The sequence below is a fragment of the Nocardioides massiliensis genome (assembly GCF_030811215.1).
GTDB classification, from domain to species: domain Bacteria; phylum Actinomycetota; class Actinomycetes; order Propionibacteriales; family Nocardioidaceae; genus Nocardioides_A; species Nocardioides_A massiliensis.
This window is the reverse complement of the sequence record NZ_JAUSQM010000001.1, coordinates 757,423-772,448: the sequence shown is the minus strand read 5'-3', so window position 1 is coordinate 772,448 and position 15,026 is coordinate 757,423. Positions and strand designations below refer to the sequence as shown.

The 15,026-nt window shown below is 72.9% G+C and carries 16 protein-coding genes; 9 read left to right on the top strand and 7 right to left on the bottom strand.

Features of this window, described 5'->3' with window-relative positions; genetic code table 11:
- Positions 1-24 precede the first annotated feature (24 nt).
- Positions 25-795: an IclR family transcriptional regulator gene (locus J2S59_RS03915; RefSeq protein WP_068120645.1), complete on the bottom strand. Its 771-nt coding sequence runs from the start codon at positions 793-795 to the stop codon at positions 25-27.
- Positions 796-901: 106 nt separating this feature from the next.
- Between J2S59_RS03915 and J2S59_RS03910 the strand changes: the two genes are divergently transcribed.
- From J2S59_RS03910 to J2S59_RS03900, 3 genes are read left to right on the top strand one after another with little or no spacing between them, the layout of a single operon-like run.
- Positions 902-1,723, top strand: coding sequence for a CoA transferase subunit A (locus J2S59_RS03910; protein ID WP_181641933.1), 822 nt, complete (start codon positions 902-904; stop codon positions 1,721-1,723).
- A gap of 1 nt (position 1,724) precedes the next feature.
- Positions 1,725-2,351 carry a CoA transferase subunit B gene (locus J2S59_RS03905; RefSeq protein ID WP_068120643.1) on the top strand — a complete coding sequence of 209 codons (627 nt, stop codon included), beginning with the start codon at positions 1,725-1,727 and terminating at the stop codon, positions 2,349-2,351.
- A 40-nt stretch (positions 2,352-2,391) separates the two neighbouring features.
- A complete protein-coding gene (locus J2S59_RS03900; RefSeq protein WP_068120641.1) occupies positions 2,392-4,047 on the top strand; it encodes a BCCT family transporter in 1,656 nt (551 codons plus the stop codon).
- Here J2S59_RS03900 and J2S59_RS03895 read toward each other — a convergent pair.
- From J2S59_RS03895 to J2S59_RS03875, 5 genes are all read right to left on the bottom strand, one after another.
- Entirely contained in the window at positions 4,044-6,476 is a 2,433-nt protein-coding gene (locus J2S59_RS03895) for an FtsX-like permease family protein (RefSeq protein ID WP_306824828.1), read from the bottom strand. The two genes, J2S59_RS03900 and J2S59_RS03895, sit on opposite strands and share 4 nt — an antisense overlap.
- Before the next feature lies 1 nt (position 6,477).
- Entirely contained in the window at positions 6,478-7,263 is a 786-nt protein-coding gene (locus J2S59_RS03890) for an ABC transporter ATP-binding protein (RefSeq protein ID WP_306824827.1), read from the bottom strand.
- A gap of 117 nt (positions 7,264-7,380) precedes the next feature.
- Complete coding sequence (locus tag J2S59_RS03885; protein WP_220138305.1) at positions 7,381-8,061, bottom strand: response regulator; 681 nt, start codon at positions 8,059-8,061, stop codon at positions 7,381-7,383.
- Entirely contained in the window at positions 8,058-9,311 is a 1,254-nt protein-coding gene (locus tag J2S59_RS03880) for a sensor histidine kinase (RefSeq protein ID WP_068117631.1), read from the bottom strand. The genes J2S59_RS03885 and J2S59_RS03880 overlap by 4 nt, the downstream gene beginning before the upstream one ends.
- Complete coding sequence (locus tag J2S59_RS03875) at positions 9,308-10,090, bottom strand: alpha/beta hydrolase family protein (RefSeq protein ID WP_068117636.1); 783 nt, start codon at positions 10,088-10,090, stop codon at positions 9,308-9,310. The genes J2S59_RS03880 and J2S59_RS03875 overlap by 4 nt, the downstream gene beginning before the upstream one ends.
- A 41-nt stretch (positions 10,091-10,131) precedes the next feature.
- Between J2S59_RS03875 and sp36 the strand changes: the two genes are divergently transcribed.
- The 5 genes from sp36 to J2S59_RS03850 are packed head-to-tail and all read left to right on the top strand — an operon-like array spanning position 10,132 to position 13,139.
- Positions 10,132-10,290 carry a Sp36 family protein gene (gene sp36, locus J2S59_RS03870; RefSeq protein ID WP_181641571.1) on the top strand — a complete coding sequence of 53 codons (159 nt, stop codon included), beginning with the start codon at positions 10,132-10,134 and terminating at the stop codon, positions 10,288-10,290.
- Positions 10,287-10,757, top strand: coding sequence for a RidA family protein (locus J2S59_RS03865; protein WP_068117639.1), 471 nt, complete (start codon positions 10,287-10,289; stop codon positions 10,755-10,757). Before sp36 ends, J2S59_RS03865 begins: the two co-directional genes overlap by 4 nt.
- A gap of 2 nt (positions 10,758-10,759) precedes the next feature.
- On the top strand, positions 10,760-11,641 hold the full coding sequence (locus J2S59_RS03860) for an NUDIX hydrolase (RefSeq protein WP_068117642.1): 882 nt from the start codon (positions 10,760-10,762) through the stop codon (positions 11,639-11,641).
- A complete protein-coding gene (locus J2S59_RS03855) occupies positions 11,638-12,450 on the top strand; it encodes an MBL fold metallo-hydrolase (RefSeq protein ID WP_068117646.1) in 813 nt (270 codons plus the stop codon). The genes J2S59_RS03860 and J2S59_RS03855 overlap by 4 nt, the downstream gene beginning before the upstream one ends.
- Complete coding sequence (locus J2S59_RS03850) at positions 12,447-13,139, top strand: vitamin K epoxide reductase family protein (RefSeq protein WP_181641572.1); 693 nt, start codon at positions 12,447-12,449, stop codon at positions 13,137-13,139. Before J2S59_RS03855 ends, J2S59_RS03850 begins: the two co-directional genes overlap by 4 nt.
- 362 nt (positions 13,140-13,501) lie before the next feature.
- On the opposite strand, the gene J2S59_RS03845 is transcribed toward J2S59_RS03850, so the two are convergent.
- The gene (locus J2S59_RS03845; RefSeq protein ID WP_438361597.1) at positions 13,502-14,185 is read right to left on the bottom strand and encodes a Crp/Fnr family transcriptional regulator; all 684 of its coding nucleotides are present in this window, start codon (positions 14,183-14,185) and stop codon (positions 13,502-13,504) included.
- A 105-nt stretch (positions 14,186-14,290) separates the two neighbouring features.
- Between J2S59_RS03845 and nth the strand changes: the two genes are divergently transcribed.
- Positions 14,291-15,013, top strand: coding sequence for an endonuclease III (gene nth, locus J2S59_RS03840; RefSeq protein WP_306824826.1), 723 nt, complete (start codon positions 14,291-14,293; stop codon positions 15,011-15,013).
- Positions 15,014-15,026 lie beyond the last annotated feature (13 nt).

Genomic DNA, 15,026 nt, shown 5'->3' with positions numbered 1-15,026 from the left:
GACCGGTCCAGACCCGCTGTCGGTCTAGCGTCCCGCGGTGCGCAGCCGCCGGCCGAGCTCGTGGGCCTCGCGCAGCAGCAGCGGACCGAGCTCGCGGCGACGGGCGGGATCGAAGCGGCGCTCCACGCCGGTGAGGCTCAGCGCCCAGCGCGGACGCTCCTCGGCGTCGAAGACCGCGGAGCCCATGCCCCAGCTGCCCTCGACCAGCAGTCCGGGGTTGAGGGCGTAGCCGTCGCGCCGGGTCCGGCGTACGCGTCGGCGCACCTCCTCGGGGGCGTGGCTCTCGCCGTACGCCGTCAGGTCGGTGCGGGCCAGGAACTCGGTGATCTCGTCGTCGGGAAGGTAGGCGAGCATCGCCAGCCCCGCCGAAGCGACGCCGAGCGGGAACCGGATGCCGACGTGGAGGACGTGGGAGCGCAGCGGGAAGCTGCCGTCCTCGCGCAGCAGGCAGACGGTCTCCTCCCCGCGCAGGGCCGAGAAGAAGGCGCTCTCGCCGGTCGCCTCGGCCAGTCGGCGTACGACGGGCCCGGCGTGGTCGGTGACGTCGTAGCGCGGCTGGGCGGCGGCGCCGAGCAGGTAGAGCTCGGGTCCGAGCAGCCAGCGACCCGTGGCCTGCGCACGGTCGACCAGACCCTCGGCTTGCAGGGCGGTCAGCAACCGGTGGGCGGTCGGGCGGGCCAGGCCGGTGGCGCGTCCGACCTCGGCGGTGGTGCGGCCGTCCGGCTCCGCCGCCGAGACCGCGCGTAGGACGGCCGCCGTGCGGCCGACGGCGTGTGCGGGCGGAGTGGGGGACACGTCGCTCAGCGTACGCCGCGTTCACCCAGTGAACGCGCGCCAGCGACGGTGGTCGGCCGGTGACCGGTTCGTTGACGCCGTGCCGGCGGGCTCCTTCAATGCAGGCATGGACAAGACAGTGGCGAGCGCGGCCGAGGCCGTCGCCGACATCCCCGACGGCGTGACCCTGGCGGTGGGCGGGTTCGGGCTGTGCGGCATCCCCTCGGTCCTCATCCGGGCACTGCTCGACCAGGGGACCCGGGACCTGGAGGTCGTCTCCAACAACGCCGGCGTCGACGACTGGGGACTGGGGCTGTTGCTGGGCGCCGGTCGGCTGCGGCGCGTCGTGGCGTCGTACGTCGGGGAGAACAAGGAGTTCGCCCGGCAGTACCTCGCCGGCGAGCTCGAGGTCGAGCTGACCCCGCAGGGCACGCTGGCGGAGCGGATGCGCGCCGGCGGCGTCGGCGTACCGGCGTTCTTCACCGCGACCGGTGTCGGCACGCAGGTGGCCGAGGGCGGCCTGCCGTGGAGGTACGACGCCGGCAACGTGGTCGTCGCCTCGCCCGCCAAGGAGACCCGCACCTTCGCGACCGCCGAGGGCGACAAGGAGTTCGTGCTCGAGCAGGCGATCGTCGCCGACTTCGGGCTCGTGCGGGCGTGGAAGGGCGACCGGCACGGCAACCTCGTCTTCCGCAAGGCCTCGCGCAACTTCAACCCGCTCGCCGCCATGTGTGGCCGCGTCACCGTCGCCGAGGTCGAGGAGCTGGTCGAGCCCGGCGAGCTGGATCCCGACGAGGTGCACCTGCCGGGGGTGTTCGTCCACCGGGTCGTCGCGCTGACGCCGGAGCAGGCTGCGGAGAAGCGGATCGAGAAGAAGACCACACGGGGGGCTCCGCCCCCCGTGGACCCCCCGAAAACCCCCAGCGGGTCGAGCGAGGCAGGAGCCTGACATGGCCTGGACCCGGGAGCAGATGGCCGCGCGTGCGGCGAGCGAGCTGAGCGACGGCTCCTACGTCAACCTCGGCATCGGCCTGCCGACGCTGGTGCCCAACTACGTCCCCGACGACGTGGAGCTGGTGCTGCAGAGCGAGAACGGCATCCTCGGCGTCGGTGCGTACCCCACCGAGGACGCGGTCGACCCCGACCTGATCAACGCCGGCAAGGAGACGGTGACGGTGCGCCGCGGGGCGTCGTACTTCGACTCCGCCCTGAGCTTCGGGATGATCCGCGGCGGCAAGATCGACGCCGCCATCCTCGGCGCGATGCAGGTCAGCCGCGCCGGCGACATCGCCAACTGGATGATCCCCGGCAAGATGGTCAAGGGGATGGGTGGGGCGATGGACCTCGTCCACGGCGCGAAGCGGGTGATCGTGCTGATGGAGCACGTCGCCAAGGACGGGTCGTTCAAGATCGTCGAGGAGTGCTCGCTGCCCTACACCGGTCGCGGCGTCGTGCAGCGCATCATCACCGACCTGGCCGTCATCGACGTGACGCCGGACGGACTGCAGCTGGTCGAGTGCGCTCCCGGCGTCAGCGAGGACGAGGTGCGGGAGAAGACGGAGCCCCCGCTGGGATGAGCGCCAGTTTGGTCTCGACGGGTGGGGGCACGCTCCGTCCGTGAACACCACCGACTCCCCTCCGGCCGGCTGGCGTAGCTACATCACCGCGCCGCGCGTCTTCGTGCCCGCAGCAGTGCTGCTGATCGTCTTCGTGCTGGTCGCGGCCGTCTTCCCAGGCCCGATGGGCGACGCGCTCACCGCCGCCAACACCACCGTCGTGACCCAGCTCGGCTGGTGGTACGTCCTGGTCGTCACCGGCTTCGTCGGCTTCTCCCTCTGGCTGGCGCTGTCGCCGATGGGTGGCATCACGCTCGGCAAGGACGACGAGGAGCCGGAGTTCGGTCTGCGCTCGTGGTTCTCGATGCTCTTCGCCGCCGGCATGGGCATCGGACTCGTCTTCTGGGGCGTCGCCGAGCCGCTCAACCACTTCGCCGCCCCGCCTCCGGGCGTGGGAGGCGAGCCCTCGGCGCTGGCGCGCAACGCCTTCGACGTCACCTTCTTGCACTGGGGTCTGCACGCCTGGGCGATCTATGTCGTCGTCGGTCTCGCGATCGCGTACGCCGTCCACCGCCGCGGCCGGCCGGTGTCGATCCGGTGGGCGCTCGAGCCGCTGCTCGGCGACCGCGTCAAGGGCTGGGTCGGCGACGTCATCGACGTCGTGGCCATCGTCGGCACGCTCTTCGGGATCGCGACCTCCCTGGGCTTCGGCGTGAGCCAGATCGGCGCGGGCCTGGACTTCCTCGGCGTCGTGGGGGAGGTGGGCAACATCCTGCTCATCACCCTGGTCGTGTGCATCTCGGCGATCGCGCTGGTCTCGGTGCTCAGCGGTCTCGACAAGGGGATCAAGATCCTCTCCAACCTCAACATGACGGTCGCTGCCGCGCTCCTGCTCCTCGTCCTGGTGCTCGGTCCCACCGTCTTCCTGCTCAGCGACCTCGTGCAGCAGATCGGCTCCTATCTGCAGAACTTCCTGCGGCTGTCGTTCACGACGTACTCGTTCCAGGGAGAGGCCGGTCAGGACTGGTTGGGTGCCTGGACGACCTACTACTGGGGCTGGTGGATGAGCTGGGCGCCGTTCGTCGGCATCTTCATCGCGCGCATCTCCCGGGGCCGGACCGTGCGGGAGTTCATCTTCGGGGTGCTGCTCGTCCCGACCCTGGTCACGATCATCTGGTTCGCGATCATGGGCGGGTCCGGCATCTGGCACGAGATGTTCGGCGACGGCGGCATCGTCGACGCCGACGGAGCGGTGAGCACCGACCTGGCGCTGTTCCAGATGCTCGACAACCTTCCGATGGGCACGGTCCTGAGCGTCATGGCGATCTTCTTGATCGTCGTCTTCTTCGTGACCAGCTCCGACTCCGGCTCCTTCGTCGTCGACATGCTCGCGTCCGGCGGCAGCATGAACCCGCCGAAGGTGACCCGGGCGTTCTGGGCGGTCCTCGAGGGAGCCGTGGCCGCCGTGCTGCTCGTCGCGGGCGGGCTGGAAGCCCTGCAGGTGATGGCCATCCTCGTCGCCGCGCCGTTCAGCGTCATCATGGTGCTCATCGCGATCAGCACCGCCAAGGCGTTGCTCGCCGAGAACCGGCGCTATCGCCGCATCCAGCGGCGGAAGCTCGTGCAGGACGTCGCCGACGAGGTCGCCGACAACGACGACCCCCCGCCGCCGCGCCCGCCCTTCCGCGCCGGCTCGGCGTCGCGGCCGCCGGGTTAGTCGGCGACGAGGCCGGCCGCGGGGGCGGTCGCCGCGGCCTTGCGCGCCGGCAGCACCGACGCGGCCAGCCCGGCGATCCCGGCCGCGACCACCACCAGCGCGAGCTGGCCGACGGGCACGACGACGGCGATGGAGTCGACCATGTCCTGGGTGAGGGTGCGCACCCCGACCCAGCCGTAGAAGGTCCCGATCAGCACGCCCGCGGCGCCCGCGACGCCTGTGAGCAGCGCCGCCTCCCCGGCCAGGGTCGCCCGGAGCTGACGCCGGGTCAGGCCGAGCGCCCGCAGCAGCGCGTTCTCCCGCGTGCGCTCGAGCACCGACAGGCCCAGCGTGTTGGCGATGCCGAACAACGCGATCAGCACCGAGGCACCGAGCAGCCCCAAGGTGGCCCCGAGGACGATGTCGAGCTGCAGCGTCACCCAGGCCCGGTCCTCCACCTCGCTGGTGAGGTCGGCGCCAGCACTGCGGGCGACCGCGGTGAGCTCCTCGGTCAGCTCGGCGGCATCGGCGTCGTCGGCCGCGTCGACCCACAGCGCCCGGGGACTGGCCGCCGGCGCGATGGCGCGCAGGTCGTCGGGGTGCAGCAGGAGCGCGGCCCCGGCCCCTCGGCCCAGCTCGACACGCACGTCGATCACGCCCTCCGGACCCCGCACCCGGACCTGCTGGCCGACCGGGACGCCGTCGGCGAACACCCCACCGCCCACGGCCGCGGCGCCGCGCGCCGGACGCATCGTCGGCTCCGCTCCGGTGGCCAGCACCGCAGCGGCGGCCTCGTCGACGCCGAGCGCCACGGCCTCGAACCCGTCGACGGTGACTGCCGCTCCGGGCAGGGTCGCGACCGCGTCGACACCGTCGAGCGCCGCCACCCGGTCGGCGTACCCCGTCAGGTCGGTCGTGGTGTCCGTCGCGAGCACGACCGCGTCCAACGGCTTGTCGCGGTCGAGCTCAGACTCCATCGTCGTCCGGACGCTGGCCATGCCGACGACGATCGCCGAAATCAGCGTCGTGCCGACGAGCAGCGCCGCGGTGGAGGTCGCCGTACGCCGCGGGTTGCGCACGGCGTTGGCAGAGGCCAGCCGCAGGGCCGGTCCGCCCAAGCGGCCGACCAGGCCCGAGCTGAGCCGGATCAGTCCGGGCACGAGGATCGGCAGCAGCACGAGCACGGCCAGCGCGCCCACGGCGCCGCCCGCCAGCATCGCCGGGAGTGAGCCGGTGGTGACCGCGGCGATCAGACCCGCGAGACCGGCGGCGGCGAGCACGCCGCCCCCGACCAGGCGGGTGCGGCGTACGCGGGGCTCCTCCTCGGCGAGCTCCGCCGGGGCGAGCGCGGCCATCGGCGTGGTCCGCGAGGCCCGCCGCAACGGGAGCACGGTGGCCACCAGGGTGGTGGCGGTGCCCAGGAGCGCGGCTCCGCCGGCCCACAGGGGGGACAGCGAGACCGCGCCGAGAGCCAGGTCGTCGGCAAACAGGGCGATGGTGGGTACGGCGAGCTGGGCGAGCAGCGCGCCCGCCGCGACACCGACGGCCGAGGCCAGGACCCCCAGGCCGAGGGCCTCGGTGCGCAGCGACCGGCGCAGCTGGCGACCGGTGGCGCCGACGCACCGCAGCAACGCCAGCTCGCGGGTGCGCTGGGCCAGCATGATCGCGAAGGTGTTGGAGATGACCAGCCCGGCGACGAAGAACGCGACGGCCGCGAACAGCGTGCCCAGCACGGAGATCACGTCGACGCCGTTGTTGAAGCGCACCAACACCTCGTCGACGCGGGACTCCCGGTCGGTGAGCTCGGAGTCGGGCGCAGCCTGCGCCACGGCGCCGAGCGTGGCGTCGTCGACCCCGCGGAGCCGGACCTCCTGCACGAAGGTCTCGGACTCCCACGTCTGCAGCGCCGACCAGTCGACGTACGCCGGCGCGGTCGCGAGCATCCCCGTGCTGCGGACCAGGCCGCTGACGGTCAGCTCACGCGCGGTGTCCCCGTCGCCCAGGACGACCGTGTCGCCCACGCCGACGCTCGCGCGTTCGGCGGGTCCCTGCTCGAGCACGACCTCGGCCGGTCCGTCGGGGAACGCCCCGCTCACGATCTGCTGCCAGCGCAGCGCCGGGTCGTCGGGCACGACACCGACGCTGAAGTAGTCCTGCACCTGCACGCCGCTGGCCGCGGCGGTGACGTATGCCGAGGCGACGACGGTCGCGGTGCCGGTGCCGTCCGCGACGGCGGTCAGCGCTCGGTCGGCCTCCGCAGCGCTCGGTTCGACCAGGACGTGCTCGGTCCCGGCGTACTCCGCGTCGAGGTCGGACTGGATCCCGGCGCGCGCGGAGGAGGCCAGTGCGTCGACGAGCACGACGAAGGCGACGCCGATGGCGATCGCCAGGGCGGCGGCGACGTAGCGGCGGGCGTACTGCCGCACCGACGCCAGGGCGACGGTCCGCATCTCAGGCCTCCCGTCGCAGGGCGCGCAGTAGGGCGTCGCGGCCGGGCTCGACGAGGTGGTCGGCGACCTTGCCGTCGGCGAGCAGAAGGACGTCGTCGGCGTACGCCGCGGCGTCGACCTCGTGGGTGACCATGACGACCGTGTGGCCGAGCTCGCGCACGCTGCGCCGCAGGTAGCCGAGGATCTCGGCGGAGGAGGTGCTGTCGAGGTTGCCGGTCGGCTCGTCGGCGAAGATCACGCTCGGGTCGGTCACCAGGGCACGGGCGATCGCGACCCGCTGCTGCTGGCCGCCGGAGAGTTCTGAAGGCCGGTGGTTGAGCCGGTCTCGGATGCCCAGCACGTCGACGATCTCGTCGAAACGCGCGCGGTCGGGGCGTCGGCCGGCGAGCTCGAACGGCAGCAGGACGTTCTGCTCGGCGGTGAGCATCGGCAGCAGGTTGAACGACTGGAAGACGAAGCCGAGGTGGTCGCGACGGAAGCGGGTCAGCGCGTCGTCGTCGAGCGTGCCGATCTCGGCGCCGGCGATCCGCACCGAGCCCGACGTGGGGTTGTCCAGGCCGGCGAGGCAGTGCAGCAGCGTGGACTTGCCCGAGCCCGACGGGCCCATCACCGCGGTGAAGCGGCCCACCGCCAGGTCGAGGTCGACGCCGTCGAGGGCGTGGACGATGCTCGCGCCCCGACCGTAGGTGCGGGTCAGGTCGCGGGCGAGAACGGCGGGTGGTGCGGGGTGGTCGGGGGAGGCGGCGTGCGGAGAAGGGGACGCGGTCCTGGTCGCGGGCGTGGTCATGGTGGCGACGCTAGGAGCGCGCGCGCCGCGAATCGTCGGTCCACGGGTGGGTCCTGGGGTGCGACCTGGGTCGTACGGCGGGGGCGGCGTACGACCGTGGTCGTAGGGTCGCGAGACCTACTCCCCGGGACTGACCAGCCCGGTCTCGTAGGCCAGCACCACGAGCTGCACCCGATCGCGGGAGCCGGTCTTGGCCAGGACGCGGCCGACGTGGGTCTTCACCGTCGCCTCGGCCACGACGAGATCCTCGGCGATCTCGGTGTTGGAGCGGCCGCGGCCGACGAGCACCAGCACCTCGCGTTCGCGCTCGGTGAGGGCGGTGAGCCGGTCGTGGGCTGAAGCGGAGGCGGAGAGGCCCGCAGTTGCCGGGTCGGGGAGGCTCTCGGCGAAGTGGGCCAGCAGCCGGCGGGTGACCCGCGGCGACACCACCGCGTCGCCCGCGTGCACCGACCGGATCGCAGTGAGCAGCTCGGGCGGGGTGGCGTCCTTGAGCAGGAACGCCGACGCGCCCGCGCGGATGGCGGCGAAGGCGTACTCGTCGAGGTCGAAGGTCGTCAGCACGATCACCCGCGGCAGCTCCCCGCGAGCAGTGAGCTCGGCGGTCGCCTGGACGCCGTCGAGGCGCGGCATCCGGACGTCCATCAGCACCACGTCGGTGCCGGTCACCGCCAGTCGCTGGAGGGCTTCGTTGCCGTCCCCGGCCTCGCCGACGACCGTCATGTCGTCCTGGCTCTCGATGAGCATCCGGAAGCCGGCGCGCACCATGTGCTGGTCGTCGACGAGGAAGACCCGGATCACGTGCGGTCCCCTCCCGTTGCCGACACCGTGCTCATCGGCGCCAGCGGGATCCTGGCACGCACCCGCCACCCACCGCCGGGGGCGGGTCCGGCCGTCACCTCGCCGCCGAGTGCCGCGACGCGCTCGCGCATCCCGCGCAGGCCCTGGCCCTCACCGTCGTCGCTCACCGCGGTGGCCGCGCCCCTGCCGTCGTCGTGGACCTCGACCACGATCGCCGTACCTTCGTCGGCGACCCGCACCTCCACCCGGCCGGCCGCGGCGTGCTTGCGCACGTTGGTGAGCGACTCCTGGACGGTGCGATAGACGGCCAGGCCGACGCCGGGGGAGACCTCGGGCAGGGGGTCGGGGAGCGTGGCGTCCACGTGCAGACCCTCGACGGTGGCGAGGAGCTCGTCCAGGTCACCGAGGGTCGGCTGCGGACGCAGCTGCGCGGACGCGCCGGCGGTCGCGTCGAGCGGCTCCCCGGTGCGCAGGAGCCCGAGCAGGCCGCGCATCTGGGTCAGGGACTCGCGCGCGGTCGCGGCGATAGTGCCCAGGGTGCGGGTGGCGACCTCGGGATCGCGCGCGGCGGCGTACCTCGCGCCGTCAGCCTGCACGACGATCACCGACAGCCCGTGGGCGACGACGTCGTGCATCTCGCGGGCGATCCGCGCCCGCTCGTCCGCGGCGGCGAGCTCGATGCGCTGCTGGGCGTCGGCGCGCAGCTGGGCGTGGCCGCGTTCGAGCTGGTCGATGTAGGCACGGCGCACGCGCGCGAGCGTGCCGAGCGCCCAGCAGGCGACGACGATGACGGCGATGAGGGTCGCGTTGGCCCAGAAGGTGCTGTCGAGCACGTCCGGGTCGGCAGACCAGCTCCAGTCGTACGCCGCGACCGCCGCTGCGCAGATCCCGACCGCGAGCGCGAGGTGGCCGTGCCACGCGCGGCCGAACCGCGCTGCGCTGTAGACGGCGATCGGGAAGGCGACCTGTCCCCAGACCGGCTCGTCGATCAGGGGCACCTGGAGCGCGGAGGCGGCGGCGACGGTGAGGAACGCGGGGAGGGGGTGGGTACGCCGGACGAGGAGCGGGGCGATCTGGGCTGCAGACAGCAGGACGTGCAGCGGGTCCAAGCGAGCGACCACCATCGCCGCGACCCCGAGCAGCAGCACGCCGGTGAGCGCGAGGTCCCAGAGATGGGCGGCGCGCGGGGAGAGGCGTCGTGGTCGCCGGCCCGGGAGCTCGGGCAGTGGATCGATGGGCGCGACCGTCACGACGAGGACCCGAGGACGGCCGCGACGACGCGCGGCCAGGCGGCGCTGTCCGGGGTGATCACGCCGAAGTGGCCGCCGGGTGCGCGCACGAGCTCGATCCAGGGGCGTCGCGCGACGAGCCCCTCGGAGTTGGCCAGCGGGACGATGTCGTCGTCCTCGCCGTGGACGACGACCACCGCACTCCTGGGACGGTCGCCCATCCGCAGCGCCGGGTCCGCGGCGGCGTACCGCTCGGGGTGGTCCTCGGGTCGCCCGCCGAGCAGTGCCTGCACGGCGCCGTCGCCGAGGCCTGCGTCGTACGCCGCCTGCAGGTCGCCGACCGGAGCGAGCCCGACGACCCGGTCGATGACGGGGCGTCCGGCGCCGGCCTGGTTGGCGAGCCAGAGCGCGAGGTGGCCGCCGGCGGAGTGGCCGGCAACGGTAAGGCTGGTCGGCCGGACGCCGGCCCCGGCGAGGAGGTTGGGGACGACGGCGTAGGCGGCGTCGACGTCGTCGAAGGTGTGCGGCCAGCCCCCGGCGAGGCGCCCGACGCCGCCGACGCGGCGGTACTCCGGGGTGAGCACGACGGCCCCGGCATCAGCGAAGGCGCGGGCCATCGGCCGGGTGTGGGTGCGGTCGTAGGCCACGCGCCAGAAGCCGCCGTGGATGAGGAGGACGACCGGGGCCGGTGGCGTCGCTGCCGCGTCGCGGGACCCGGCAGCGCGCAGGGCCGGCGGCAGGTGCACGTCCACGAGCGCGTCGTCGTGATCGGCGTACCGCAGGGTGAGGTCGGGGTCCACACCGGCGAACCTAATCGGTCGGGCCGAGTAGGGTCGCGGGCATGACCAAGTGGGAGTACCTGACCGCGCCCGTGCTCGTGCACGCGACCAAGCAGATCCTCGACAACTTCGGTGAGGACGGCTGGGAGCTCGTGCAGATCGTGCCGGGCATGAACCCCGAGAACCTGGTCGCCTACTTCAAGCGACCCAAGAGCGCATGACCGGCCCGGCGCTGACCCCCGAGGAGCGGCTCGCCGACCTCGGCCTGCAGATCCCGGCCGTGGCCGCGCCGGTGGCGGCGTACGTCCCCGCGGTGCGCTCGGGCTCGCACGTCTTCACCTCCGGTCAGCTGCCCATGGTCGACGGCCAGCTCATCCGCACCGGCAAGGTCGGCGGCGAGGTGTCGGCCGAGGAGGCCTACGACTGCGCCCGGCAGTGCGCCCTCAACGCGATCGCCGCGGTGCACGCCGAGATCGGTGAGCTGTCGCGGGTGAAGCGGATCGTCAAGGTCGTCGTCTTCGTCGCCTCCACCCCCGACTTCACCGGGCAGCCGCAGGTCGCCAACGGCGTCTCGGAGCTGCTGGGCGAGGTGTTCGCCGAGGTGGGCGCGCACGCGCGCTCGGCGGTGGGCGTCGCGGTCCTGCCGCTCGACGCGCCGGTCGAGGTCGAGCTGATGGTCGAGGTCTGAGCGTGCGCATCCCGCTTCCTCCGGTGCCGTTGCCCGCGCACCTGCTCGAGGTCGCGCGTGAGTACGACGACGGGCGGCGTACGCCGGTCGAGCCGCGCGACGCCGCGACCGTGGTGCTGCTGCGTCCGGGCCCCGAAGGCCCCGAGGCCTACCTGCTGCGGCGCCAGGTCTCGATGGACTTCGCCGCCGGGATGGCGGTCTTCCCGGGCGGTGGCGTCGACAAGCGCGACTTCGACGCCGCGGTCGCGTGGGCCGGTCCGTCGCCGCAGCAGTGGGCGGCGCGGCTCGGCTGCGATGAGGAGACCGCGCGGGCGCTGGTGTGCGCGGCCGTGCGGGAGACGTTCGAGGAGTCCGGGGTGCTGCTGGCCGGCACCGCCGACGAGGTCGTCGCCGACACCACCGGTGAGGACTGGGAGGCCGACCGGCACGCGCTGGAGTCGCGCGAGCTGGCGATGACCGAGTTCCTCCACCGCCGCGGGCTTGTGCTGCGCACCGACCTGCTGGAGGTGTGGGACGCCTGGCTCACACCGGTCTTCGAGCCCAAGCGCTACCGCACCTGGTTCTTCGTCGCGCGGCTGCCCGAGGGCCAGCGCACCCGCGACGTGTCGCGGGAGTCGTCGGAGGTGACGTGGCTCCCGGCTGCGGTGGCCGCCGAGCAGGCCGACGCCGGCACGCTGGCGATGCTGCCGCCGACGTACCTCACCTGCCTCGACATCAGCCAGTACGCCGACCCCGACGCGGCCTTCGCCGAGGCCCGGCAGCGGACGGCGTCGATGTTCACCCCGAGCGTCGAGGCGCTGGGGGACGGTTGGACGCTGTCGATGCCGGACCGGCTGCGGCCGCTGGTCGCCGAGCGCCGGCGCGGGCCGGGGAGCCCGGTGTGACGGACCCGGCGGCGACCTGGAGCGGGGGGTCGTTCGGCGAACGCGCGCAGTGCGTGCTCGCGCCCAACCCCAACATCATGACCCTCGACGGCACCAACACCTGGGTGCTGCGCGAGCCCGATGCCCGCCGGTCGATCGTCGTCGACCCCGGCCCGGAGATCCTCAGCCACCTGGATGCGGTCGCCGAGACTGCAGGCGAGGTCGCCGCCGTGCTCCTCACCCACCACCACCACGACCACTCCGAGGCGGCCCGCTCCTTCGCCGAGCGGATGGGCTGTGGGGTGCGCGCGCTGGACCCGGCGTACCGGCTGGGCTCGGAGGGTCTGTACGACGGTGACGTCGTCGCGGTCGAGGGGCTGGAGGTGCACGTCGTCGGCACGCCCGGTCACACGGCCGACTCGCTGTCGTTCATGGTGCCGGCCGAGCGTGCGGTGCTGACCGGCGACACCGTGCTCGGCCGCGGCACGACGGTGGTCGCCCACCCCGACGGCCAGCTCGGCGCCTACCTCGACTCCCTCGACCGGCTGCACGCGCTGGCCGAGGCACAGGAGGCCACCGCGATCTGGCCCGGCCACGGCCCGGTGATCACCGATGCGCTGGCCGCGCTCGACTACTACCGCAGCCACCGCCAGCAGCGCCTCGAGCAAGTGCGCGAAGCTGTGAATTCCCTGGGAGTGCGGGCGAGCGAGGCCGACGCGCGTACCGTGGTGGAGACGGTGTATGCCGACGTCGACCCCGTGCTGTGGGGCGCCGCCGAGCTCAGCGTCCGCGCCCAGCTGGAGTTCCTCGCGCAAGGAGAGCGTCGATGAGTGGCACCACGACCGACTACGACTCGGCCCCTGACTCGGAGTTCGAGTCGGAGCTGGCCCACGACGACCCCTACGCCGACCCCGCCGACGACGTCGTGCGCACCGAGCCGAGCAAAGCACTCGTGTGGCTCCTGGCGATCGGCGCACTGATCGGTCTGGTCGCCTCGGCCACGCTGCTGATCGAGCGGATCATGCTCGCCGAGGACCCGGGCTACGTCCCGTCCTGCTCGCTCAACCCGGTGCTCTCGTGCGGGTCGGTGATGGTGACCGACCAGGCCGCGCTGTTCGGCTTCCCCAACCCGATCCTCGGCGTCGCGGGCTTCCCGCTCGTCCTGGCCTCCGCCATGGCGATGCTCGCCGGCGGCAGGCTGGCGCGGTGGTACTGGCTCGGCCTGCAGCTCGGCGTCACCGCCGGCATGGTGTTCATCAGCTGGCTGGCCTACCAGAGCATCTACACCATCGACGCGCTGTGCCCCTACTGCATGGTGGTGTGGGCCGTCGTCATCCCGATGTTCTGGTACACCACCCTGCACAACCTGCGCGCCGGGCACCTCGGCGCGGGCCTCGCCCGCAGCGGCCTCACCCGCACCCTGCGCGACTACCACCTGCTCGGCCCGGTGCTGATCTACGTCGTCATCATCGGCGCCATCGCCATCCGGTTCTGGGACTACTGGTCGACCCTGCTGTGAGTTGGAGGGTGGGGGCAGTTTCACCGCCCGACTAACGACACGCCCGCTCGTCGAACGTTTCTCCCCGGCTGAACGCCCGGTTTCGTTCGACGAATGGTGCCCGTGGGGCGCGAGTGGTGCCGCACGTGGGGCGTGAAGGGCAGCCGACCGCACCCCCCTACGGCGTACGGCGGTGGGGGTTGCTCGCCGCGGCATCGGCCCGTGCGGGTGAGCTCGTCGGCCGGGCGAGGCGGCGTACGCCGATCACACCGGCCCCAGACGTCACACTCGTCGAACGAAACCGGGCGTCGGAGGCGTCAGTTTCGTTCGACCAGCGGGCGTGTCGCGGCACGGGCGGTGAAACTGCCCCCCGCCAGCGTTGCTCAGCGGGCGCGGCGCCCCAGGCGCTCGAGGTCCATGATGACCACGGAGCGGGGCTCGAGGCGGATCCAGCCGCGGGAGGCGAAGTCGGCCAGGGCCTTGTTGACCGTCTCGCGGGAGGCGCCGACCAGCTGGGCGAGCTCCTCCTGGGTGAGGTCGTGGTGGACGTGGGTGCCGTCGTCGGCGGTGCGGCCGAAGCGCTCGGCGAGGTCGATGAGGGCCTTGGCGACGCGACCGGGGACGTCGGAGAAGACCAGGTCGGCGACGACGTCGTTGGCCTTGCGCAGCCGGCCGGCGAGCTGGGTCAGCAGGCCGCGGGCGACGGCGGGGCGGCCGTCGAGCCAGCGGGTGAGGTCCTCGTGGGAGAGCGAGGAGAAGGCGGCGTCGGTGACGGCGGTGACGGTGGCCGAGCGCGGGCCGGGGTCGAACAGCGACAGCTCGCCGAACATCTGCCCGGGGCCGAGGATGGCGAGGAGGTTCTCCCGCCCGTCGGCGGAGGTGCGACCGAGCTTCACCTTGCCCTCGAGGACGACGTAGGCCTTGTCGCCGGAGTCACCCTCGCGGAACAACACCTCGCCACGTCGCAACCGGGACTCGGTCATGGAGGCGCGCAGCGCAGCCGCCGCCTCGTCGTCGAGCGCGTTGAACAGCGGGGCCTGGCGGAGTACGTCGTCCACGTCACACATCCTCTCTTCTGGCGCTGACTCTAGCGGAGCCTGGGTGACATTCCGCCCACCTTGCGTGCCAGTGGGAGGAACGGGCGCGAGCGCGGGGGAACGTAGGCTGCGACCGTGGCTCGTCCTGCCCCCGCATCGCCCGAACGCCCCGACACGGCGCTGGTCCGGCGCGCGCGCAAGATCAACCGCGTGCTCGCCGAGACCTATCCCGACGCGCATTGCGAGCTCGACTTCGCGAACGCCTTCGAGCTGCTCGTCGTCACGGTGCTGTCGGCCCAGACCACCGACAAGCGGGTCAACGCGGTGCGTCCGGCGCTGTTCGCCGCCTACCCCGACGCCGTCGCCATGGCCGGCGCCGAGCGCGAGCACCTCGAGCAGCTCATCCAGCCGACCGGGTTCTTCCGCGCCAAGACCGAGTCGCTGCTCAAGCTGTCGCAGGCCCTCGTGGAGAAGTACGACGGCCAGGTGCCGGCACGGCTCGAGGACCTCGTCACCCTGCCCGGAGTGGGCCGCAAGACCGCCAACGTCGTGCTGGGCAACGCCTTCGACGTCCCCGGCATCACCGTCGACACCCACTTCGGCCGGCTCGTGCGCCGCTTCGGCTGGACCGACGAGACCGACCCGGTCAAGGTCGAGCACGCGATCGGCGCGCTGTTCCCCAAGCGCGACTGGACGATGCTCAGCCACCGGCTGATCTGGCACGGTCGCCGTCGCTGCCACGCGCGCAACCCCGCCTGTGGCGCCTGTCCGGTCGCGCGCTGGTGCCCGTCGTACGGCGAGGGCCCCACCGACCCCGAGAAGGCGGAGAAGCTCGTGCGCACCGAGGGACGGGCCTGAGGACCCGGTAGGC